Genomic DNA, 19,391 nt, shown 5'->3' with positions numbered 1-19,391 from the left:
ATCGTCATGATTTGCGCTCTGCCTCCACCACCCGCCTGCCCCCTCGGGCACAGGCGTCAGTGAAAGCAGGACACCGCCGCTTTTGCAACGGTGTCCGGCTCGAAACTTTCTTCAGGAAACAAAGGCGCGCGACGTGATCGGGGCCGACGTCTCGTCGGGGCCGTAGTCGTTTTCGCCCTTCACCTGAAGAATGTCCTGCAAGCGCTGGCGCGCGCGGTTGACACGGCTCTTGATCGTTCCGAGCGCGCAGCCGCAGATCGTGGCCGCTTCCTCGTAGGAAAAGCCGGAAGCGCCCACGAGGATGATCGCTTCACGCTGGTCGGGCGGCAACATCTCCAGCGCCTTGCGGAAATCCTGCAGGTCCAGCGAGCCGTATTGTTCAGGATGATGGGCGAGAGACTCGGTGAAATGCCCGTCGCTGTCCTGAACCTCGCGTCCGCGCTTGCGCATCTGGCTATAGAGTTCGTTGCGCAGGATGGTGAAGAGCCAGGCCTTCATGTTGGTGCCCATCTCGAAGTGATCCTGCTTCGCCCAGGCCTTCATGATGGTATCCTGGACCAGGTCGTCGGCGCGATCGTGGCGGCCGATCAACGACATGGCGAAGGCGCGAAGGCTCGGCAACGCGGCCAGCATCTCACGTTTGAAATCATTATTTTCGGATGACATTCCGGTAATCACTCCCTGCCCTGCAGCGCCGATTGCTGCTCGGCCGCGTCGAGTTTTTCCAGAAGATCGAGAAAACGCGCGGGTATCGCCTCTTCCTGCACGGACTGATAGAGCGCCTTCAGCTTCGCTGCAATTTGCGCATTTGGATCTTCTGTCCATAAGGTCGTGCCGGTGGTCCGCCCTGCCCCTGTTTTATGTTTCATTTTCAAACTGTCGCCTTCAACTGTCCGTAATCGCCAAAACTGTCCATAGCCGCCATAACGCCGCTGAAAATTGAAATGTTCCCTCGCGGAACCTTTTTTTACGAAGAGCGTTCTCGCAACGTCACCGTAAAACGATTTTCGAGGGAGTTCCTCTATGACATTGTCCACGCGGATCGCACCGCTCCTGCCGTACCTGCGCCGCTATTCACGCGCGCTGACCGGCTCGCAGACATCAGGCGACGCCTATGTGGCCGCCGTTCTCGAAGCGCTGATCGCCGACACGTCGATTTTCCCCGAAGCAAGCAATGACCGCGTTGGCCTGTTCCGCCTGTTCACCTCGCTCTTCGGCTCTTCGTCCGTGCTCGTCCCGGAACCGGTCTCACCCTTTGCCTGGGAGCAGCGCGCATCGATCAATCTGGCAACCGTCTCGCCTCTTGCCCGCCAGGCATTCCTACTGGTCTCGGTCGAAGGCTTCCGGCCCGAGGAAGCGGCCGAAGTTCTCGACGTCAGCACCGACAAGGTCGGCGGCCTGCTCGATCGCGCTTCGCAGGAAATCTCGCGCCAGGTTGCGACCGACATCATGATCATCGAGGACGAACCGTTGATCGCCATCGACATCGAACAGATGGTCGAAAGCCTCGGCCATCGCGTCACCGGCATCGCCCGCACGCGTGACGAAGCAATCGCACTCTACAAGAAGACACGGCCCAGCATGGTGCTTGCCGATATCCAGCTTGCCGACGGCAGCTCCGGCATCGACGCGGTCAACGACATCCTGAAGACGAGCGCCATTCCGGTGATCTTCATCACCGCCTTCCCGGAGCGGCTCCTGACCGGCGAACGGCCGGAACCGACCTTCCTGGTCACCAAGCCGTTCAATCCGGACATGGTCAAGGCGCTGATCAGCCAGGCTCTGTTCTTCAACGAATCCACCAAGGCGGCGGCCTGAGCGCGACTGCATGTTTCCCTCGACTGTAACGTCGAGGGGGCATGCAGCCAATCAAGATCCTGCAGCGGCTCCGCGTCTTCCGACGTGTGGCCGCTGCAGGTCGTTTCGGGAGTTGGTTCGGCAAGATTGTCGGAACGTCCCGACGAGAAATCTCTGACCTGACATCGGCAATTTCATCTCTGGACCTGCGCCGTGACCGGCGGCTTGTTGCCGTCGCGCGTCACCACATGCTGTCAGATTTCTCGCAAGAAACAGCCCCCTGAAAACACAACAGCCAGTGCCGAGGGAAGGCACTGGCTGGTATGTGCAACTCACTCGGGGAGTGTGAGTTGTAGGCCGGCGGTCTGCCTCCGGCGCCGCATTGGGGGCTATGAGCGCCACCGTCCGGTCAACAACAAAATGCGCGACACGGAAAAAGGTTCCACGGCCCCGCAACAAGCTTTTGGGCTGCAGCCGTCACGCCATCTTGTCGAGTTCGTCACGGTGGCGATAGAGCGCCAGGAAGCGGCGATAGTCGCGATCGTAGCCGTCGCGAACCGCCGTGTTCGGCAGGCGCTCGTGCCCACCTGACGCCATTTCGGCGCCGGCTGCGGCGAGATCCGCATGCATGCCGCCGGCAACCGCCGCCGCCATCGCCGTTCCGAGTAGGACGGCATCCGGGGCTTCCGGCGCCACAACCCGGCAGCCGGTGACGTCGCAATAGAGTTCCATGAGCAGAGCGTTGCGGACATGGCCGCCGGTGACGTGCAGCGTGTCGAGCTGGTAACCGACCTCCCGCATCATCTCCAGGATGTGGCGGATGCCGAGCGCGATCGCGACGCAGGTGCGCCAGTAGAGACGGCAGAGCGCGTCGAAGGAGGAATCGAGCGGCAGGCCGCTGATGACGCCGAGGCCGTGCGGGTCGGCGAGCGGCGAGCGGTTGCCGTGAAAATCGGGCAGCACATGCAGCCGCTCGGCAAAGGCGACGCCCTGTTCGGCGCGCAGTTCCTGCACCCGGGCGATGATCCGGCCATGGGTTTCGGCGGTCGGTTCAAGGCCTCCGCCATGCAGGCGCACGATATGGTCGAGCAGCGCGCCGGTCGCCGACTGACCGCCCTCGATCAGCCAGGCGCCGGGCAGTACCGCTTCGTAATAGGGGCCCCACATGCCGAAACCCGGCTTCATGTCCTTGGAAAAGGCGACGATGCAGCTCGACGTGCCGGCAATCAGGGCCAGCTGTTTTTCGAGCTTCTCCGGCTTGCCGATGAAGCCGCCGACGACGCCGAGCGCGCCGGCATAGGCATCGATCATGCCGGGCGCCACCTGGCAGGCCTCGTCGAGGCCAAGCTCGGCAGCGGCTGCAGCGCTCAGATGGCCGACGGAGCTTCCGATCGGCAGGGTTTCTTCCGGCAGCCCGCCGCGTTCGCTGAGATCCTCGAGCCCGATCTTTGCAAGATAGTCCGGCTGCCAGCCGCGCTTCTCATGCGCCAGGTAATTCCATTTGGCCGTCAGCGTGCAGCGCGAGCGCGCAGCACTGCCGGTCGCCCGCCAGGAAAGATAGTCGGCAAGATCGAAGAAGAAGCCGGCTTTCTGCCATTGCTGCGGCAGGTTGCGCTTCAGCCACATGAGCTTCGGCATCTCCATTTCCGGCGACATCACGCGGCCGGAGAAGTCGAGCACCGGATGGCCGGTCGCCGTGCAGAAATCGGCTTCGGCGAGCGCCCGGTGGTCGAGCCAGACGATCGTGTCCCAGCGCGCCTCGCCCTTGCGGTTGACCGAAAGCGGCTTGCCCTCACGGTCGCGCACCACCAGCGAGCAGGTGGCGTCGAAGCCGATCGCCGCAATATCCTCCGCAGCGATCCCGGCCTTTTCCTTCGCCGCTTTGACGGCGCCGCAGACGGCGCGCCAGATATCTTCGGAATCGTGCTCGGCGTGGTTTTCTTCCGGCCGGTTCATGGCGATCGGCAGGTCCGCACGCGCAAGCAGCCTGCCCTTGCCGTCAAAAATACCCGCGCGCGCACTGCCGGTACCGACATCGACCGCAACGACGAATTCACGCATCAAAGAAAGTCCCCGCCCCCAAGATCACGCTGATTTAGGATCTGCCAGACCCCATCACAACCGTGATCGATTGTCATGAAGGAGAGCGGACGTGCGGGCGGAAAACCGCGCACATGTTCCTCGTCCCGCTCCCGTTTCGTCCCTGCTGCTACCGGCCGACAAACTGTAACAATTCGCCCATGTCGTCAAACAGCACGTCAGGACTGAGAGCGGCAAGACTCTGTCGATGCTTGTCGGTACGCGCATGGCTGCCTCCGGCAAAGGCGAAGACCCGCATGCCCGCCGCCTTCGCCGCTTCGATCCCGGCCGGGCTGTCCTCGATGACGACACAGTCGTGGGGTTCGAAACCCATCTGGCGGCTCGCGTGGAGAAAGAGATCCGGCGCCGGCTTGCCGTGTTTCACCATGGTGGCGGAGAAGAGGTTGGGCTCGAAGAGATCGATGAGCCCGGTGACGGTCAGCGACAGGCGGATGCGCTCGGGCTGGCTGGACGAGGCGACGCAACAGGCGCCCTTCAGGCCTTCGACGGCGCCCCGGATGCCGGCGATCGGCTGCAGCTCGGTGCGAAAGCGGTCGTAAAGGCGAAGGCGCATGCCTTCGAGAAACGCATCGTCCGTCGCAAGCCCGTATTCGTCATGCAGGGTTGCCGACATGCTTTTGAGGCTGCGTCCGAGAAAGCGTTCGGTCGCCTCCTCGGTGGTCATCGAGACGCCGGCGGCCGAGAGCACGTCCACCAGCACCTCCAGCGAGATCGGCTCGCTATCGACGAGCACCCCGTCGCAATCGAAGATCACCAACCCCGACGCCGCATCCGCCATCGCACTTCATCCCTCAAGCTTGCCGTCCAGATAAAGCTGGAGCGTAGCGCGCGTACCCTTTTCCCAGAGGGTTTTCAATGCATGGGCGAAACGACGGCGGAAGAGATCGGAGCGCGCGACGTCGCCGAAGATGTCGCCAAGCGCCAGGAAGGCCATGGGATCGTCCTTGGCGGCAAGCGCCGCCCTGTTCAGCCGGTCGGCGCTCTGGTCGTTGAAGGCGATCGTCTTGCCGCTGTCCGACGTGCCGGCGAAATATCGGCACCAGAGTGCAGAGACGAGCGATAGCCCGACGACATCCTCGCCGCGCGCCAGCCGATCGGCGGTCGAGGGCAGGATGAATTTCGGCTGCCGGTTGGAGCCGTCCTGCGCCAGCCGCGGGATCGTGTCGCCGATCTTCGGATTGGAAAAACGCGTCTCGATCAGCTTGTAGTAATCGCCGAGATCGGTGTTCGGCACTGGCGGAATGACCGGGATGATCTCGTCATGCTCGAGCTTTGCAAGGAAGGCGCGGATCAGCGGCTCCTCCATCGCCTCGTGGACGAAATGAATGTCGAGAAGAGCGGCGGGGTAAGCGATCGCCGCATGGCCGCCATTGAGGATGCGGATCTTCATGTGCTCGTAGGGCGCGACATCAGGCACGAACTGGACGCCGACCTTCTCCAGCGCCGGGCGACCGAGCGGGAAATGATCCTCGAGCACCCACTGCTTGAACTCCTCGCAAAACACCGGCCAGGCGTCCTCGATGCCGTAGTCGTCGGCGACGATGCCGATCTCGCGCGCGCCGGTTGCCGGCGTGATGCGGTCGACCATGCCGTTCGGGAAGGCGACGTTGGCGTCGATCCAGTCGGCGAAGGCCGGATCATGGAGGCGGGCAAGTCCCGAAACCGCCGCATGGGTAACCTCGCCATTGCCCGGAATGTTGTCGCAGGACATTACCGTGAACGGCGGCACGTTCCTGTCGCGACGCGCCTTCAGGCCGGCGACGATCAGTCCGAACACGGTCTTCGGAGCGGCCGGGTTCTGCGCATCGGCGACGATGTCCGGATGGGTCGGGTTGAACACGCCCGAGGCCGGATCGATGAAGTAGCCGCCTTCGGTGATCGTCAAGGAGACGATGCGGATCGAGGGATCGGCGAGCCTGGCAACGATCCCGGCGACGTCACCCGGTTCCAGATAGTCGATCATCGCCCCGGTCACATGGGCGCCTGTGCGGTTGTTGTCCTGCTCGACGATGGTCGTCAGGAAATCCTGCGCGGCAAGCTTGGCGCGCATCGTCGCGTCCGAGGGAAGGACGCCGGCGCCGATGATGGCCCAATCCCTGTCGAAGCCAGCGTTGAAGAGATCATCGAGATAGACGGCCTGGTGCGCCCGGTGGAAGTTGCCGACGCCGAAATGCACGATGCCCGCCGTCAGTTGCGAGCGGTCGTAGGCAGGCACGCCGGCTTTGGCCTTGATCGTGTCGAGGGCGGCAGTTGAGAGTTTGGTCGTCATGATCCCGTATCCTTTCGAGGCTTCTCCGGCTGACACCGGTTCAGCTCATCCAGTTGCCGCCGTCGACGTTGTAGGTCTGCGAGACGACGTAGTCGCTCTCGGCTGACGCGAGGAAGATCGCCATGCCCGTCAGGTCCTGGGCCGTTCCCATGCGGCCGAAGGGCACCTCGGCGCCGACGAGCTTCTTCTTTTCGCCGCGCGGGCGGTTCTCGTATTTGGCAAACAGCGCATCGACGCCGTCCCAGTGTTCGCCATCGACCACGCCGGGCGCGATCGCGTTGACGTTGATGCCGTGATTGATGAGGTTGAGGCCGGCCGACTGGGTGAGGCTGATGACCGCCGCCTTGGTGGCGCAATAGATAGCGACCAGCGCCTCGCCGCGGCGTCCGGCCTGGCTCGCCATGTTGATGATCTTGCCGCCGCGCCCTTGCGCGATCATCTGCTTTGCGGCCGCCTGCATGGTGAAAAGCGTTCCAGCGACATTGATCGAAAACAGCCGGTCGTAGCTCTCGCGGGTGATCTCGACGATCGGCGCGAGGTCGAAGAGCGCGGCATTGTTGACGAGAATGTCGAGCCCGCCCGTTTCCTTGACGACCGCGGCGATTGCCGCGTCGATCGACGCCTGGCTGGTGACGTCCATCTCGACCGCATAGGCGCCGGCACCGATTTCGGAGGCCGTCTGCCGCGCACGCTCAATGTTGATGTCGGCGATCGCGACCGTAGCGCCCTCGCGGATATAGGCCTCCGCAAAGGCACGACCGATCCCCCGCGCAGACCCGGTGATCAGCGCGCTCTTTCCTTCAAGACGTTTCATCGAACTGCCAGCCCCTTTTCATCGAACCTGTGGACGCGCTGCGGATCGGGCGTCAGGAAGACGCGGTCGCCGTGGGTCACCGCGAAGTCACCGCTGACGCGTGCCGTCACCGTGCCGACATTGTCGACATTGACATGCAGGAAGGTGTCGGAGCCGAGATGTTCGGCGACACCGACCGTGCCCTGCCAGGTTCCGCTTTCCTTTGAAAGCGCCAGATGTTCGGGACGAATGCCCATCGTATGCGCCTGATAGGCGGAAGCCGCCGCACCGCTGACGATGTTCATGCGTGGCGAGCCGATGAAGCCGGCGACGAAGAGATTGTCCGGCTTGTGGTAGAGATCGAGCGGCGAGCCGACCTGCTCGATGCGACCACGATTGAGCACCACGATCTTGTCGGCCATGGTCATGGCCTCCACCTGGTCGTGGGTGACGTAGATCATCGTCGTCTTGAGGTCCTGATGCAGCTGGCTGATTTCCAGCCGCATGTTGACGCGCAGCGCCGCGTCGAGGTTCGACAGCGGCTCGTCGAAGAGAAACGCCTTCGGCTGGCGCACGATCGCCCGGCCGATGGCGACACGCTGGCGCTGGCCGCCGGAAAGCTGCCGCGGCTTGCGGTCGAGATAGTCGGTGAGGTTCAGCACGCGGGCTGCATCGGACACCTTCTTGTCGATGACGGCCTTGTCCTCGCCCGCCATCTTCAGCGGAAAGGCGATGTTGGAACGCACGCTCATATGCGGGTAGAGCGCGTAGGACTGGAACACCATCGAGAGGCCCCGCTGAGCCGGCGGCAGCTCGGTGGCGTTCTTGCCGTCGATGACGATATCCCCGTCGCTGACGTCTTCCAGGCCGGCGATCAACCTGAGCAATGTCGACTTCCCGCAACCGGACGGGCCGACGAAGACGACGAACTCGCCATTGTTGATGTCGAGGTCGATCGAGGGGATGACGGCATGGGCGCCGAAGACCTTCGAAACCTTGCTGAGTGTAATACTTCCCATTGTCGTATCCCTTATTTGACCGCGCCGAAGGTGAGGCCGCGCACGAGCTGCTTCTGCGAGAACCAGCCGAGTATGAGGATGGGGGCGATCGCCATGGTCGAGGCGGCCGAAAGCTTGGCGTAGAACAGGCCTTCCGGGCTCGAATAGGAGGCGATGAACGCCGTCAGCGGCGCCGCCTTTGCGGCGCTGAGGTTCAGCGTCCAGAACGCCTCGTTCCAGGCGAGGATGATGTTGAGCAGAAGCGTCGAGGCGATGCCGGGGATCGCCATCGGCGTCAGCACATAGATGATCTCCTTGGAGAGCGAGGCGCCGTCCATGCGGGCCGCTTCGAGGATCTCGCCGGGGATCTCCTTGAAGTAGGTGTAGAGCATCCAGATGATGATCGGCAGGTTGATCAGCGTCAGCACGATCACCAGGCCAGTGCGGGTGTCGAGCAGGCCGGTGATGCGGAACAACAGATACATCGGCACCAGCACGCCGACCGACGGCATCATCTTGGTGGAGAGCATCCACATGAGCACGTCCTTGGTTCGCTTGGTCGGCGAGAACGCCATCGCCCAGGCGGACGGGATGGCGATGATCAGGCCGATCAGCGTCGAGCCGAAGGAGACGACGACCGAGTTCATGAAGTGCAGGAAGTAGTTCGAGCGGCTCTGCACCTCGTGATAGTTCTCCGTCGTCCAGTCGAAGAAGAATAGCGACGGCGGCGAAGCGATCGCCTCGGCCTCGGTCTTGAAGCTCGTCAGGAACGTCCAGAGGATCGGGAAGAAGATCAGGATGCCGATCGTCCAGGCGACGACGGTGACGACGATCTTTCTTTGGGTGGAGACGTTGCGTGCCATGGTTCTCAAGCCTCCAGCGTCTTGCCGATCATGCGCATCAGGAAGAATGCGACGATGTTGGCGAGGATGACCGCGATGATGCCGCCAGCCGAAGCACCACCCACGTCGAACTGCAGCAGAGCCTGCGCATAGACAAGGAAGGTCAGGTTGGTGCTCTGCGTGCCCGGGCCGCCATTGGTGGTGACCAGGATTTCGGCGAAGACCGAGAGCAGGAAGATCGTCTGGATGAGGATGACGACCGTGATCGCGCGGGAAAGATGCGGCAGCACCAGGTAGATGAAGCGGCTCCAGGCGCCGGCACCGTCCATCTGAGCGGCTTCCTTCTGCTCCTCATCGAGCGACTGCAGTGCCGTCAGAAGGATGAGGGTCGCAAACGGCAACCATTGCCAGGCGACGATCAGGATCACCGACATCAGGGGCGCATTGGCGAGGAAGTCGAAGGGCTGCAGCCCGAAGAGCTTGGCGATCCAGGCAAAGAGCCCGTTGACCGGGTTCATGAACATGTTCTTCCAGACGAGCGCTGCCACCGTCGGCATGATCAGGAACGGCGCAATGACGAGGATGCGCACGATCCCCTGCCCGAACATCGGCTGGTCGAGCAGAAGCGCCAGTGCGATGCCGCCGACGACGGTGATGAACAAGACGCCAAGCACGATCGCCAGCGTGTTGAAGATCGCCTGGAAGAAAGCGGGATCGGTCAGGAAGTATTTGTAGTTCGTGAAGCCGGTGAACTCTTCCATGCCCGGCATCAAAAGATTGTAGCGCAGGAACGAGAAATAGATCGTCATGGCCAGGGGAACGATCATCCAGGCCAGAAGCAGAAGCACCGAAGGCGCGATCATCAGCCGCGCGGCGGAGCGTGTGTGCAAGGTCGCCATGGCGTCCCCCAAATGATGGAATTCAACGCGTGTTCGAGAGCTCGGACCGGGCGCGCGTGGGCTCACCGCGCGCGCCGCGGAAAGTCCTCCAGGAGAGCTGCCCGGAGGAGAATTACCGGGGCGCCGGCCATTTGCGGCCAGCACCCCGGGCCCTTGGGAGCCTCACTTGATGTAGCCAGCCTTGGTCATCTCACGCTCGGTGAGCTGCTGGGCGCTGGCAAGCGCCTGGTCGACGCTCATCTGTCCGGCAAGCGCTGCCGAGAACTGCTGGCCGACCGCCGTGCCGAGACCCTGGAATTCCGGGATCGCCACGAACTGCACGCCGACATAGGGAACCGGCTTGACCGCCGGGTTCTTCGGATCGGCCGCGTTGATCGAGTCGAGCGTCATCTTCGCGAACGGTGCCGCCTTCAGGTACTCGGGGTTGGCGTAGAGCGAGGTGCGCGTGCCCGGAGGAACGTTCGCCCAGCCTTCCTTGTCGGCGACGAGCTTCAGATAGTCCTTGCCGGTTGCCCAGGAGATGAACTTTTCGGCCGAGGCGACCTTCTGCGAGCCCGCGGGGATGGCGAGGTTCCAGGCCCAGAGCCAGTTGCCGCGCTTGCCAAGACCGGTGTCGGGAGCCAGCGCAAAGCCGACCTTGTCGGCAACGGTCGATTCCTTCGGGTTGGTGACGAAGGACGCAGCCACCGTCGCGTCGATCCACATGCCGCACTTGCCGGTCTGGAACAGCGACAGGTTCTCGTTGAAGCCGTTCGAGGATGCGCCGGGCGGTCCGGCGTCGTTCATCAGCTTGACGTAGAAGTCGAGCGCGTTCTTCCATTCGGGCTGGTCGAACTGCGGCTTCCAGTTTTCGTCGAACCAGCGGGCGCCGAAGGCGTTGGCCGTCGCCGTCAGGAAGGCCATGTTCTCGCCCCAGCCGGCCTTGCCGCGCAGGCAGATGCCGTAGACTTCGGCGTTCTTGTCGGTGATCTTGCGCGCCGCGTCGGCGATGAAGTCCCAGGTCGGTGCGTCGGGCATCGTCAGCCCCGCCTTCTCGAACAGGTCCTTGCGATACATCACCATCGAACTTTCGCCGTAGAAGGGTGCCGCATAGAGCTTGCCGTCGATGGTGAGGCCCGAGCGGATGGCCGGCAACAGGTCGTCGACATCATAGTCGGCGCCGAGATTGTCGAGCGGCAACAGCCAGCCCTGCTTCGCCCAGATCGGCACTTCATAGGTGCCGATCGTCATGATGTCGTACTGGCCGCCCTTGGTGGCGATATCGGTCGTCACGCGCTGGCGCAGCACGTTTTCCTCAAGCGTTACCCACTCGAGCTGAATGTCCGGATTCTTGGACGTGAAATCTTCCGTCAGCTTTTGCATCCGGATCATGTCGCCGTTGTTCACGGTCGCGATCGTCAGGGTTTCTGCTTGGGCCAGACCCGACAGTGCGACTGCCGAGCACGTGCCCAGCAGGAAAGTTCTCAAGTTCATCGACTTCCTCCCAGAAGAAATTGAGCATTTGCCTCGCTCATGGGCAATTACTCACTTCTCCTGACAAAATGTCAATGTGCAATCGTTGCTGCGCCGCACACGAGAACATTAGAAGATTGTTTTGACTGCCGATTTTTTCGTTACGCACATGCGAAAGGCCGGCGCATTGGCCGGCCTTTTCAAACGTTTCGCATTACGCTCAAGCGTTGAGCAGATAGCTCGCCGTCGCCTCATCGGTGATAAGGCCGTTGATGATGCCGCCCTTTACCGCCGCCCTCAGCGCCTCATATTTGCGCCGGCCCTTGGCAAGGCCGATGACCGAGGCCTTGTCGCGCGGCGGCAAGGGAACGGAGGCAACGCGCTCGTTGAAGCTGCCCGAGAGCAACGCGCCGTCATGATCGAACATCCAGCCGCAGATCTCGCCCGCAGCACCCGCCTTGGTGAGGCCGGCCATCTCCTCTTGCGCCAGAAACCCGTCCTGGCAGAGCGGCGCATCGGGCCCGAGTTCGCCGACACCGACGAAGGCGACATTGGCCTCGGCGCCGAGCCTGAGCGCCACCTGCACCAGGCTCTGGCTGTGCAGCACCTCGCGCTCCTCGGCCGAAGCGGCGAGCACCGGCAGCGGCATCGGAAAATGCCGCGCCTTGACCGCATCGGCCATGCTGAAGATGACGTTGTAATAGGCGGCCGAACCGTCGAGGCCGATATTGCCGGTGAGCGACACGATGCGGTGCTGCGGACATTCCATCGGCGGCAACTGGTCGACGGCCGCCTTCAGCGTGCGTCCGGTACCGATCGCCAGCACCTGCGGCTCGGGCAATTTCAGCCAGCGCTCGATCTCGGCGGCGCCTGCCTCCGCGATGCCGACGGTCGTCGAGGTCGAACCCGGATCGCTCGGCACCACTTCCACATGTTTCAGCCCGTATTTGTCGCGAAGACCTGCCGCGGCTTCCAGACATGCGGCGATCGGATGATCGAGCCGGACCTTGATCAGCCGCTCGGACATGGCGAGCGAAACCAGTCGCTGCGCCGACTGGCGCGAGATCCCCATGACAGTCGCGATCTCGTCCTGGGTTCGGCCAGCGACATAGTATAGCCAGCCAGCCCGGGCAGCATCGTCAAGCCTGTTGTTCGCCTCGCCCCTGCGCGCCATCGCTGTTCTCCGTTCCCCCCCGCGATCACGATACTTTCGGATCCTGTCGATCCAAAAGTATCATGATCGACCCTCATAAGCAGAGCGGGGTGCAGGCGGAAAACCGCGCACACTTTTCCTCACCCCGCTCTGATTTGCTGCCACTATTTGCCTGTGCCTGTCAAACATCGGCCAAGAACAAGGGTTTGGTGGTTCTATCGCAAAGCCCCGGACCGCAAGGCTTTCCGCTCATTTCTGCCCCAAATTTTTACCGTTTGATAAAAAAATAAAGCGTGTTACCGTTCCATCATCCTGAGAAAACATTGGGAGCCAAAAATGGGAACGACACAATCTGGGATCCTCGGCGGCCGCCTGCCGCTCGGGGAGTACGAGAGCAATTTCTCCGACCTGCATCCGCCGCTCGACAAGCACGAGGCCCTCGTCGCTTCCGACCGCTGTTATTTCTGTCATGACGCGCCGTGTATGACGGCCTGTCCCACCTCCATCGATATCCCGCTGTTCATTCGGCAGATATCGACGGGCAACCCGATCGGATCGGCCAAGACGATCTTCGATCAGAACATCCTGGGCGGCATGTGCGCCCGCGTCTGTCCCACCGAAACGCTCTGCGAACAGGCCTGCGTTCGCAACACCGCCGAGGAGCGCCCGGTCGAGATCGGCCGCCTGCAGCGCTATGCGACCGACGTGGCGATGAAGGAAAACAAGCAGTTCTACACCCGCGCGGAAAGCTCCGGCCGCAAGGTGGCCGTCGTCGGCGCCGGCCCGGCCGGCCTTGCTGCCGCCCATCGTCTGGCCGTCAAGGGCCACGACGTCGTGATCTACGATGCCCGCCCGAAGTCCGGCGGTCTCAACGAGTACGGCATTGCCGCCTACAAGTCGGTCGATGACTTCGCCCAGAAGGAAGTCGACTACGTGCTGGCGATCGGCGGCATCGAAGTGCGCCATGGGCAGGCACTCGGCCGCGACTTCACCCTTGCCGACCTTTCGGAGCAATATGACGGCGTCTTCCTCGGCCTCGGCCTTGCCGGCGTCAACGCGTTGCGCCTCGAAGGTGAAAATGCCGAAGGCGTTGACGACGCCGTCGACTTCATCGCAGCCCTTCGCCAATCGAAGATCAAGGCTGACATTGCGGTCGGGCGCCGCGTCGTCGTTCTCGGCGGCGGCATGACCGCCATCGACGCTGCGGTGCAAGCCAAGTTGCTCGGCGCCGAAGAGGTGACGATCTGCTACCGCCGCGGCAAGGAGCACATGAACGCCTCCGAGTTCGAACAGGACCTGGCGGCCTCCAAGGGCGTCACCATCCGCCACTGGCTGCAGCCCAAGCGCATCGCCGAGAAGGACGGCAAGGTCGCCGGCATCGAGCTGGAATACACCACGCTCGAAGACGGAAAGCTGACGGCGACCGGCGAAACCGGTATCATTGCCGCCGACCAGATCTTCAAGGCGATCGGCCAGAGCTTCCTCGGCGCAGGCCTCGGCGCGCTGCAGCTCGAAGGCGGCCGGATCGTTGTGGACGCCGAAGGACGCACGTCGCTCCCCAACGTTTGGGCCGGCGGCGACTGCGTGCTCGGCGGTGAAGACCTCACGGTCTCGGCCGTCGCCATGGGCCGCGACGCGGCTGAATCGATCAATCGGGCCTTCGCCGCGGCTCAGCCGCGCGCGAGCGCAGTTGCCTAAGGGATCGGGAGGAGAAACCAATGGCTGATCTTCGCAACAATTTCGTCGGCATCAAATCCCCGAACCCGTTCTGGCTGGCATCCGCGCCGCCGACGGACAAGGCCTACAACGTCGAGCGCGCCTTCAAGGCGGGCTGGGGCGGCGTCGTCTGGAAGACGCTCGGTGAGGAAGGCCCGCCGGTCGTCAACGTCAACGGACCGCGCTACGGCGCGATCTGGGGCGCCGACCGCCGGCTGCTGGGCTTGAACAACATCGAGCTCATCACCGACCGCGACCTCTATGTGAACCTGCGCGAAATGAAGCAGGTGAAGATGAACTGGCCGGATCGCGCCCTGATCGCTTCGATCATGGTGCCCTGCGAGGAAGAGGCGTGGAAGGCGATCCTGCCGCTGGTCGAGGAAACCGGCGCCGACGGCATCGAGCTCAACTTCGGCTGTCCGCACGGCATGTCCGAGCGCGGCATGGGTGCTGCGGTCGGCCAGGTGCCGGAATACATCGAGATGGTCGTGCGCTGGTGCAAGCAATACACGCGCATGCCCGTCATCACCAAGCTGACGCCCAACATCACCGACATCCGCAAGCCGGCGCGTGCCGCCAAGGCCGGCGGCACGGACGCCGTGTCGCTGATCAACACGATCAACTCGATCGTCTCGGTCGATCTCGACAACTTCGCGCCGAACCCGACGGTCGGCGGCAAGGGCACCCACGGCGGCTATTGCGGCCCGGCGGTCAAGCCGATCGCGCTCAACATGGTCGCCGAGATCGCCCGCGATCCGGAAACCTACGGCCTGCCGATCTCCGGCATCGGCGGCATCACCACCTGGCGGGATGCGGCCGAGTTCCTGGCGCTGGGTGCCGGCAATGTTCAGGTCTGCACCGCAGCCATGACCTACGGCTTCAAGATCGTCCAGGAAATGATCTCGGGCCTTTCGGACTGGATGGACGCCAAGGGTCACCGCAACCTCGACGACATCACCGGGCGCGCGGTCCCGAACGTCACCGACTGGCAGTACCTGAACCTCAACTATATCGCCAAGGCGAAGATCGACCAGGATGCCTGCATCAAGTGCGGTCGCTGCCACATCGCCTGCGAGGATACCTCGCACCAGGCGATCACGCAGTTCGTCAACGGCGTACGCCACTTCGAGGTGATGGAAGACGAGTGCGTCGGCTGCAACCTCTGCGTCAATGTCTGTCCGGTCGAAAACTGCATCACCATGGAAGAGCTGCCGGTCGGCACGATCGATCAGCGTACCGGCAAGCCGGTTGATCCGAACTACGCAAACTGGACCACGCACCCGAACAACCCGATGGCCCGCCAGGCCGCGGAATAACGATACCCGAGCGGGTTTGCCCGCACCGCATCGAACGAAGCCGCCGGACCTCCAGCCGGCGGCTTCGTCGTTCAACTCAGACCTCAACGACCACCTTGCCGAACGGACCGCGATCGAGATGCGCGAGCGCGTCCGGCAATTCGGAGAACCGGTAGCGGGCATCGATCACCGGCTTGATCCCAGTCCGGTCGATGGCGCCGACCAGATCTTCCAGCGCCCGGCGATGGGCGACGCCGATGCCCTGGATAACAGGCGATTTCAGAAGAACCGGGGTCACCGGCGCAGAGATCTCGGCGCCCTCGAATACCCCGATCACCGAAATCCTTCCCTGCACGGCCACAGCCTGCAGCGACTTGCCGAGATTGGCGCCACCGGCGATCTCCAAAATATGGTCGGCGCCGCGATCGCCGGTGATCTCGAGAACACGCTCCGCCCAATCCTCTCTCACGCGATTGATGCCGTGGTCGGCGCCCAGAGCAAGCGCGCGCTCGAGCTTTTCGTCGCTCGCCGACGTGATGATAACCTCGGCGCCATGTGCCTTTGCGATCTGCAGGCCGAACAGCGATACGCCGCCGGTGCCCTGCACGACGACGCGGTCGCCCGCCTTCGGATGCCCCTTCTCGACCAGTGCGAACCAGGCCGTCACCCCGGCACAGGGCAAGGTGCTCGCCTCGCCGTCGTCAAGGCTTTCAGGTGCCTTCACGAACCAGTCCTCCGGAAAGGCGACATATTGCGAAGCGACACCCGGATTGAGGCCACCGAGCGCGAAGGAGGTGGGGTGACGGGCCGTGCCCGGCTTCTGGCCGTCGATCCAGGTGGGATCGAAGACGGAGATGACCCGATCACCCGGCTGGAAGCGGGTGACGCCCCGGCCGACCGCTTCGACTACGCCCGCCATGTCGGAGCCCGGCACGAAGGGGAAGGAAAGCGGCATGCCCATGCCGTTTTCCAGGACCAGCTTGTCGCGGAAATTGAGCGACAGGGCGGTCGTGCGAACAAGCACCTCGCCCGGCCCGGCTTCCGGAACGCGCCCTTCGGTAAGCTTCAGGTTGGCGGCGCCGAACCTGTCGATAGTCCATTCCTTCATCAGTCTTGCCATGGTCTTTCCTTTCATCGGTTCGATCAGATGAAGAAACCATAGCGTTGAAATTATCTCTCCAGTTGCGATATGATTTCGACATATTGGTTCCCCGAAGGATACAAATATGAGCGACCTCAATGGTGTCTCGGTGTTCGTGGAAGCGGCTGACGCCGGTGGGTTTTCCGCCGCTGCCGAAAGGCTCAATCTGTCGCGCTCCGCGGTCGGCAAGACGGTTGCCAAACTCGAACAGCGGTTGGGCGTCCGCCTCTTCCACCGCACCACGCGCACCCAGAGCCTCACCGACGAGGGCCAGCTTTTCTACGAAAACTGCCTGCGGGCGCTTAGTGAAATCCGGGCCGGCGAAGCGCTGCTGGAATCCGGCAAGCAGGAGATCCAGGGCCGCCTGCGCCTGTCGATGCCGGTGCATTTCGGACGCCAGTGCATCATGCCGCTGCTGTCGGAACTGCTGCGGACACACCCGCGCCTGGAGTTCGACCTCAATTTCAGCGACCGCAACGTCGATCTCGTCGAGGACGGCTTCGACCTTGCTATCCGCACCGGTCCGCTGCGCAGCGAACCGGACCTGATGACGCGAAAGATCGTCGATCAGCGCATGACCGTCTGCGCCTCGCCGGCCTATCTCGAGGCAAACGGTACGCCGGAAACGATCGACGACCTGATGTCCCATCAGGCGATCCTCTATCGGCGCAGCGGTCAGCCGCACGCCTGGTCCTTTCCGGGAAAGGGGACGCAGGTGCGAACCGTCACGCCGCCATCGCGGCTGCGGCTCGACGACCTGACGTCGATCGCCGATGCGGCAGCCGGCGGCTTCGGCATCGCCTGGCTGCCCTGCTGGCTCGTTCGCAACGCCATCGCCTCTGGCTCGCTGGTGCGGATACTCACGGATACGCCGGCGCTGTCCTACGGCACCTACGTCGTCTGGCCGAAGACCCAGTACATGCCGTCAAAGCTGCGTCTGCTCATCGACACGCTGGTCGCACGCCTGCCGCCGATGATGGAATGAGGCGGCATTGCGTTGGACGGGCGGGCAAGACGACCGAAGCGGGTGGCCAACAGAGCTGAATAGCCTTCCCGGCCGATAACGAACAGGACACGAAAACGAAACAGATTGTGTAAAAATGGTAAGTTGTCGGCTCGCACGATCTGGATAATAAGGGAGAACTCATACGGGGCGCGCCGCGGGCTCGATCAGGGCCGTAGCGCTGTCTCCGACGGTTTTGACACTGCAGCCGGACGGCGCTCCGGCAGAGCCGGACTTTTTGCTTGACGATCATTTCGGCCAACCGACGCAAGCGAATTCACCTCGTCTCCGGGGCCATCCTCGGTACGTTCGTCCTGGCGCATTTCTTCAACCATTCGCTCGGCCTGATCTCCATCGAGGCGATGGAAACCGCCCGCAGGGGCTTCAATCTCATCTGGCACAGCCTGCCCGGCACGGTGCTGCTCTATGGCGCCCTGCTTTTGCACTTCGTCATGGCGCTCGAAAGCATCTACCGCCGGCAGACGCTCAGAATGCCGACGCGCGAGGCGCTGAAGATCGTCTTCGGCCTCAGCCTGCCCTTCCTGCTGATCGGCCATGTCACCGCCGCGCGCGTTGAGCCTCTCTTCACAGGGATCGACGCCGACTATCCGGACATGCTCCGCACGCTCTGGTCGAATTCGTTCAACGCCATCAGGCAGTCGGTCGCCCTGCTGCTCGTCTGGGGCCACGGCTGCCTCGGAGCCTGGTTCTGGATGCGCGGCCGGCCCTGGTTTGCACGCTACGAAATCCTGCTCTACACGGTCGCGATCCTCGTGCCGATCTTCGCGTTGCTCGGCTTCGTCAGCGGCGCCCGCTCCATGGAGGACGGTTACGCCGAACATGGCGGCTATGGCGACCGTTCCTATTCGAAGCCTCAATTCGACCTGACGCTCCTCGAGGATATTCGGCTCGGCCTCTATTTCGGCTTCGGCGGCCTGATCGCCGGCACCTTCCTGCTGCGGGCCATACCGAAGGGCGGGCGCATTCGTGTCCGCTACCCCGACGGCCGGGTCGCCACCGTCAATCTCGGCTTCAGCGTGCTGGAAGCAAGCCGCGCCGCCGGGATCCCGCATGTCTCGGTCTGCGGCGGCCGTGGCCGATGCTCGACCTGCCGCGTGCGCATCATCCAGGGCCTTGAAGACCAGCCACAGCCCGAGGATGCCGAGCTTGCGACCCTCAAGCGGATCGGCGCCCCCGACAATGTCCGCCTCGCCTGCCAGTTCCGCCCGGTGCACAATGTGACGGTCGTGCCGATCCTCGACAGCGACAGCCTCGGCATCAAGAGGCAAATCGGGCGCGAGGGCGGCGAAGGCCGTGAGCGGCGCATCGCCGTGCTCTTCTGCGACCTGCGCGGCTTCACCAGCATTGCCGAACACAAGCTGCCTTTCGACACCGTGTTCCTGCTCAACCGCTACTTCGAGATGGTGGGCGAAGCGGTCGAGGATTCCGGTGGCGTCATCGACAAGTTCATCGGCGACGGCGCTTTGGCGATCTTCGGCCTGAAGAGCACCTATACCGAGGCCTGCCGTCAGTCGCTTGCCGCCGCCGTGCGCATATCCAAGGGCCTCGAAACGCTGAACCAGACCTTCCGCGGCGAACTCGACGAGCCGCTGCGCATCGCCATGGGACTGCACGCAGGCCCGGCGATCATCGGCGAGATCGGCTACGGCCAGGCGACATCGCTGACGGCGGTCGGCGATACCATCAACACGGCGAGCCGGCTGGAGGGCCTCGCCAAGGAACATGACGTGCAACTGGCCGTCTCGGCCGAACTCGTCAACCGTGCGGGTCTGGTGATCGAAGGACACGAGCGACTGGACATCGGCCTGCGCGGCCGGCAGGCGACGCTCGAAACCTGGATCGTCGAGGACGCCGTGCGCATCTCCGAGGCCTTGCAGCCAGCCCCGTCAAACGCGTAGTCTGGGGTGCTCGC

At 63.2% G+C, this 19,391-nt stretch carries 17 protein-coding genes; 5 read left to right on the top strand and 12 right to left on the bottom strand.

Going from position 1 to position 19,391, the window contains the following annotated elements:
- Positions 1–111: 111 nt before the first annotated feature.
- Positions 112–666: an RNA polymerase sigma factor gene (locus JVX98_RS26815; RefSeq protein WP_043620713.1), complete on the bottom strand. Its 555-nt coding sequence runs from the start codon at positions 664–666 to the stop codon at positions 112–114.
- A gap of 8 nt (positions 667–674) precedes the next feature.
- Positions 675–869 carry a NepR family anti-sigma factor gene (locus JVX98_RS26810; RefSeq protein WP_034794063.1) on the bottom strand — a complete coding sequence of 65 codons (195 nt, stop codon included), beginning with the start codon at positions 867–869 and terminating at the stop codon, positions 675–677.
- Positions 870–1,023: 154 nt separating this feature from the next.
- Here JVX98_RS26810 and JVX98_RS26805 point away from each other — a divergent pair, with 154 nt between their 5' ends.
- Positions 1,024–1,818 carry a response regulator gene (locus JVX98_RS26805; protein WP_043620716.1) on the top strand — a complete coding sequence of 265 codons (795 nt, stop codon included), beginning with the start codon at positions 1,024–1,026 and terminating at the stop codon, positions 1,816–1,818.
- Between the two features lie 456 nt (positions 1,819–2,274).
- Here JVX98_RS26805 and JVX98_RS26800 read toward each other — a convergent pair whose 3' ends face one another.
- From JVX98_RS26800 to JVX98_RS26760, 9 genes are all read right to left on the bottom strand, one after another.
- Complete coding sequence (locus JVX98_RS26800) at positions 2,275–3,858, bottom strand: FGGY-family carbohydrate kinase (protein ID WP_205238025.1); 1,584 nt, start codon at positions 3,856–3,858, stop codon at positions 2,275–2,277.
- Positions 3,859–4,006: 148 nt separating this feature from the next.
- The gene (locus JVX98_RS26795; RefSeq protein WP_205238024.1) at positions 4,007–4,675 is read right to left on the bottom strand and encodes an HAD family phosphatase; all 669 of its coding nucleotides are present in this window, start codon (positions 4,673–4,675) and stop codon (positions 4,007–4,009) included.
- Between the two features lie 6 nt (positions 4,676–4,681).
- A complete protein-coding gene (locus tag JVX98_RS26790; protein ID WP_205238023.1) occupies positions 4,682–6,166 on the bottom strand; it encodes a mannitol dehydrogenase family protein in 1,485 nt (494 codons plus the stop codon).
- Positions 6,167–6,206: 40 nt separating this feature from the next.
- Complete coding sequence (locus tag JVX98_RS26785; protein ID WP_205238022.1) at positions 6,207–6,980, bottom strand: L-iditol 2-dehydrogenase; 774 nt, start codon at positions 6,978–6,980, stop codon at positions 6,207–6,209.
- Positions 6,977–7,978 carry an ABC transporter ATP-binding protein gene (locus tag JVX98_RS26780; protein WP_034794095.1) on the bottom strand — a complete coding sequence of 334 codons (1,002 nt, stop codon included), beginning with the start codon at positions 7,976–7,978 and terminating at the stop codon, positions 6,977–6,979. The genes JVX98_RS26785 and JVX98_RS26780 overlap by 4 nt, the downstream gene beginning before the upstream one ends.
- 11 nt (positions 7,979–7,989) lie before the next feature.
- The gene (locus JVX98_RS26775) at positions 7,990–8,820 is read right to left on the bottom strand and encodes a carbohydrate ABC transporter permease (RefSeq protein ID WP_205238021.1); all 831 of its coding nucleotides are present in this window, start codon (positions 8,818–8,820) and stop codon (positions 7,990–7,992) included.
- Positions 8,821–8,825: 5 nt separating this feature from the next.
- Complete coding sequence (locus tag JVX98_RS26770; protein ID WP_043620731.1) at positions 8,826–9,698, bottom strand: carbohydrate ABC transporter permease; 873 nt, start codon at positions 9,696–9,698, stop codon at positions 8,826–8,828.
- A gap of 162 nt (positions 9,699–9,860) precedes the next feature.
- The gene (locus JVX98_RS26765) at positions 9,861–11,171 is read right to left on the bottom strand and encodes a sugar ABC transporter substrate-binding protein (RefSeq protein ID WP_205238020.1); all 1,311 of its coding nucleotides are present in this window, start codon (positions 11,169–11,171) and stop codon (positions 9,861–9,863) included.
- Positions 11,172–11,370: 199 nt separating this feature from the next.
- Complete coding sequence (locus JVX98_RS26760) at positions 11,371–12,324, bottom strand: sugar-binding transcriptional regulator (RefSeq protein ID WP_192447050.1); 954 nt, start codon at positions 12,322–12,324, stop codon at positions 11,371–11,373.
- A gap of 315 nt (positions 12,325–12,639) precedes the next feature.
- Here JVX98_RS26760 and JVX98_RS26755 point away from each other — a divergent pair, with 315 nt between their 5' ends.
- Complete coding sequence (locus JVX98_RS26755; protein WP_205238019.1) at positions 12,640–14,001, top strand: NAD(P)-dependent oxidoreductase; 1,362 nt, start codon at positions 12,640–12,642, stop codon at positions 13,999–14,001.
- A gap of 20 nt (positions 14,002–14,021) precedes the next feature.
- Complete coding sequence (gene preA, locus JVX98_RS26750; RefSeq protein WP_104668042.1) at positions 14,022–15,335, top strand: NAD-dependent dihydropyrimidine dehydrogenase subunit PreA; 1,314 nt, start codon at positions 14,022–14,024, stop codon at positions 15,333–15,335.
- A gap of 76 nt (positions 15,336–15,411) precedes the next feature.
- On the opposite strand, the gene JVX98_RS26745 is transcribed toward preA, so the two are convergent.
- On the bottom strand, positions 15,412–16,434 hold the full coding sequence (locus JVX98_RS26745; protein WP_205238018.1) for an NAD(P)-dependent alcohol dehydrogenase: 1,023 nt from the start codon (positions 16,432–16,434) through the stop codon (positions 15,412–15,414).
- A gap of 106 nt (positions 16,435–16,540) precedes the next feature.
- On the opposite strand from JVX98_RS26745, the gene JVX98_RS26740 reads away from it, so the two are divergent.
- Both JVX98_RS26740 and JVX98_RS26735 read left to right on the top strand, forming a co-directional pair.
- The gene (locus JVX98_RS26740) at positions 16,541–17,440 is read left to right on the top strand and encodes a LysR family transcriptional regulator (RefSeq protein ID WP_205238017.1); all 900 of its coding nucleotides are present in this window, start codon (positions 16,541–16,543) and stop codon (positions 17,438–17,440) included.
- A 260-nt stretch (positions 17,441–17,700) separates the two neighbouring features.
- Positions 17,701–19,377 carry an adenylate/guanylate cyclase domain-containing protein gene (locus JVX98_RS26735; protein WP_205238016.1) on the top strand — a complete coding sequence of 559 codons (1,677 nt, stop codon included), beginning with the start codon at positions 17,701–17,703 and terminating at the stop codon, positions 19,375–19,377.
- Positions 19,378–19,391 lie beyond the last annotated feature (14 nt).

The organism is Ensifer sp. PDNC004, assembly GCF_016919405.1.
Taxonomy (GTDB): domain Bacteria; phylum Pseudomonadota; class Alphaproteobacteria; order Rhizobiales; family Rhizobiaceae; genus Ensifer.
Note: the sequence above shows the minus strand (reverse complement) of the source record. Positions and strands in the feature narration are given on the sequence as shown.

What these genes read in the sequence shown, in the direction of transcription:
- JVX98_RS26815 (WP_043620713.1), bottom strand. Translation starts at nt 666, where the DNA reads ATGTCATCCGAAAATAATGATTTCAAACGTGAGATGCTGGCCGCGTTG.
- JVX98_RS26810 (WP_034794063.1), bottom strand. Translation starts at nt 869, where the DNA reads ATGAAACATAAAACAGGGGCAGGGCGGACCACCGGCACGACCTTATGG.
- JVX98_RS26805 (WP_043620716.1), top strand. Translation starts at nt 1,024, where the DNA reads ATGACATTGTCCACGCGGATCGCACCGCTCCTGCCGTACCTGCGCCGC.
- JVX98_RS26800 (WP_205238025.1), bottom strand. Translation starts at nt 3,858, where the DNA reads ATGCGTGAATTCGTCGTTGCGGTCGATGTCGGTACCGGCAGTGCGCGC.
- JVX98_RS26795 (WP_205238024.1), bottom strand. Translation starts at nt 4,675, where the DNA reads ATGGCGGATGCGGCGTCGGGGTTGGTGATCTTCGATTGCGACGGGGTG.
- JVX98_RS26790 (WP_205238023.1), bottom strand. Translation starts at nt 6,166, where the DNA reads ATGACGACCAAACTCTCAACTGCCGCCCTCGACACGATCAAGGCCAAA.
- JVX98_RS26785 (WP_205238022.1), bottom strand. Translation starts at nt 6,980, where the DNA reads ATGAAACGTCTTGAAGGAAAGAGCGCGCTGATCACCGGGTCTGCGCGG.
- JVX98_RS26780 (WP_034794095.1), bottom strand. Translation starts at nt 7,978, where the DNA reads ATGGGAAGTATTACACTCAGCAAGGTTTCGAAGGTCTTCGGCGCCCAT.
- JVX98_RS26775 (WP_205238021.1), bottom strand. Translation starts at nt 8,820, where the DNA reads ATGGCACGCAACGTCTCCACCCAAAGAAAGATCGTCGTCACCGTCGTC.
- JVX98_RS26770 (WP_043620731.1), bottom strand. Translation starts at nt 9,698, where the DNA reads ATGGCGACCTTGCACACACGCTCCGCCGCGCGGCTGATGATCGCGCCT.
- JVX98_RS26765 (WP_205238020.1), bottom strand. Translation starts at nt 11,171, where the DNA reads ATGAACTTGAGAACTTTCCTGCTGGGCACGTGCTCGGCAGTCGCACTG.
- JVX98_RS26760 (WP_192447050.1), bottom strand. Translation starts at nt 12,324, where the DNA reads ATGGCGCGCAGGGGCGAGGCGAACAACAGGCTTGACGATGCTGCCCGG.
- JVX98_RS26755 (WP_205238019.1), top strand. Translation starts at nt 12,640, where the DNA reads ATGGGAACGACACAATCTGGGATCCTCGGCGGCCGCCTGCCGCTCGGG.
- preA (WP_104668042.1), top strand. Translation starts at nt 14,022, where the DNA reads ATGGCTGATCTTCGCAACAATTTCGTCGGCATCAAATCCCCGAACCCG.
- JVX98_RS26745 (WP_205238018.1), bottom strand. Translation starts at nt 16,434, where the DNA reads ATGGCAAGACTGATGAAGGAATGGACTATCGACAGGTTCGGCGCCGCC.
- JVX98_RS26740 (WP_205238017.1), top strand. Translation starts at nt 16,541, where the DNA reads ATGAGCGACCTCAATGGTGTCTCGGTGTTCGTGGAAGCGGCTGACGCC.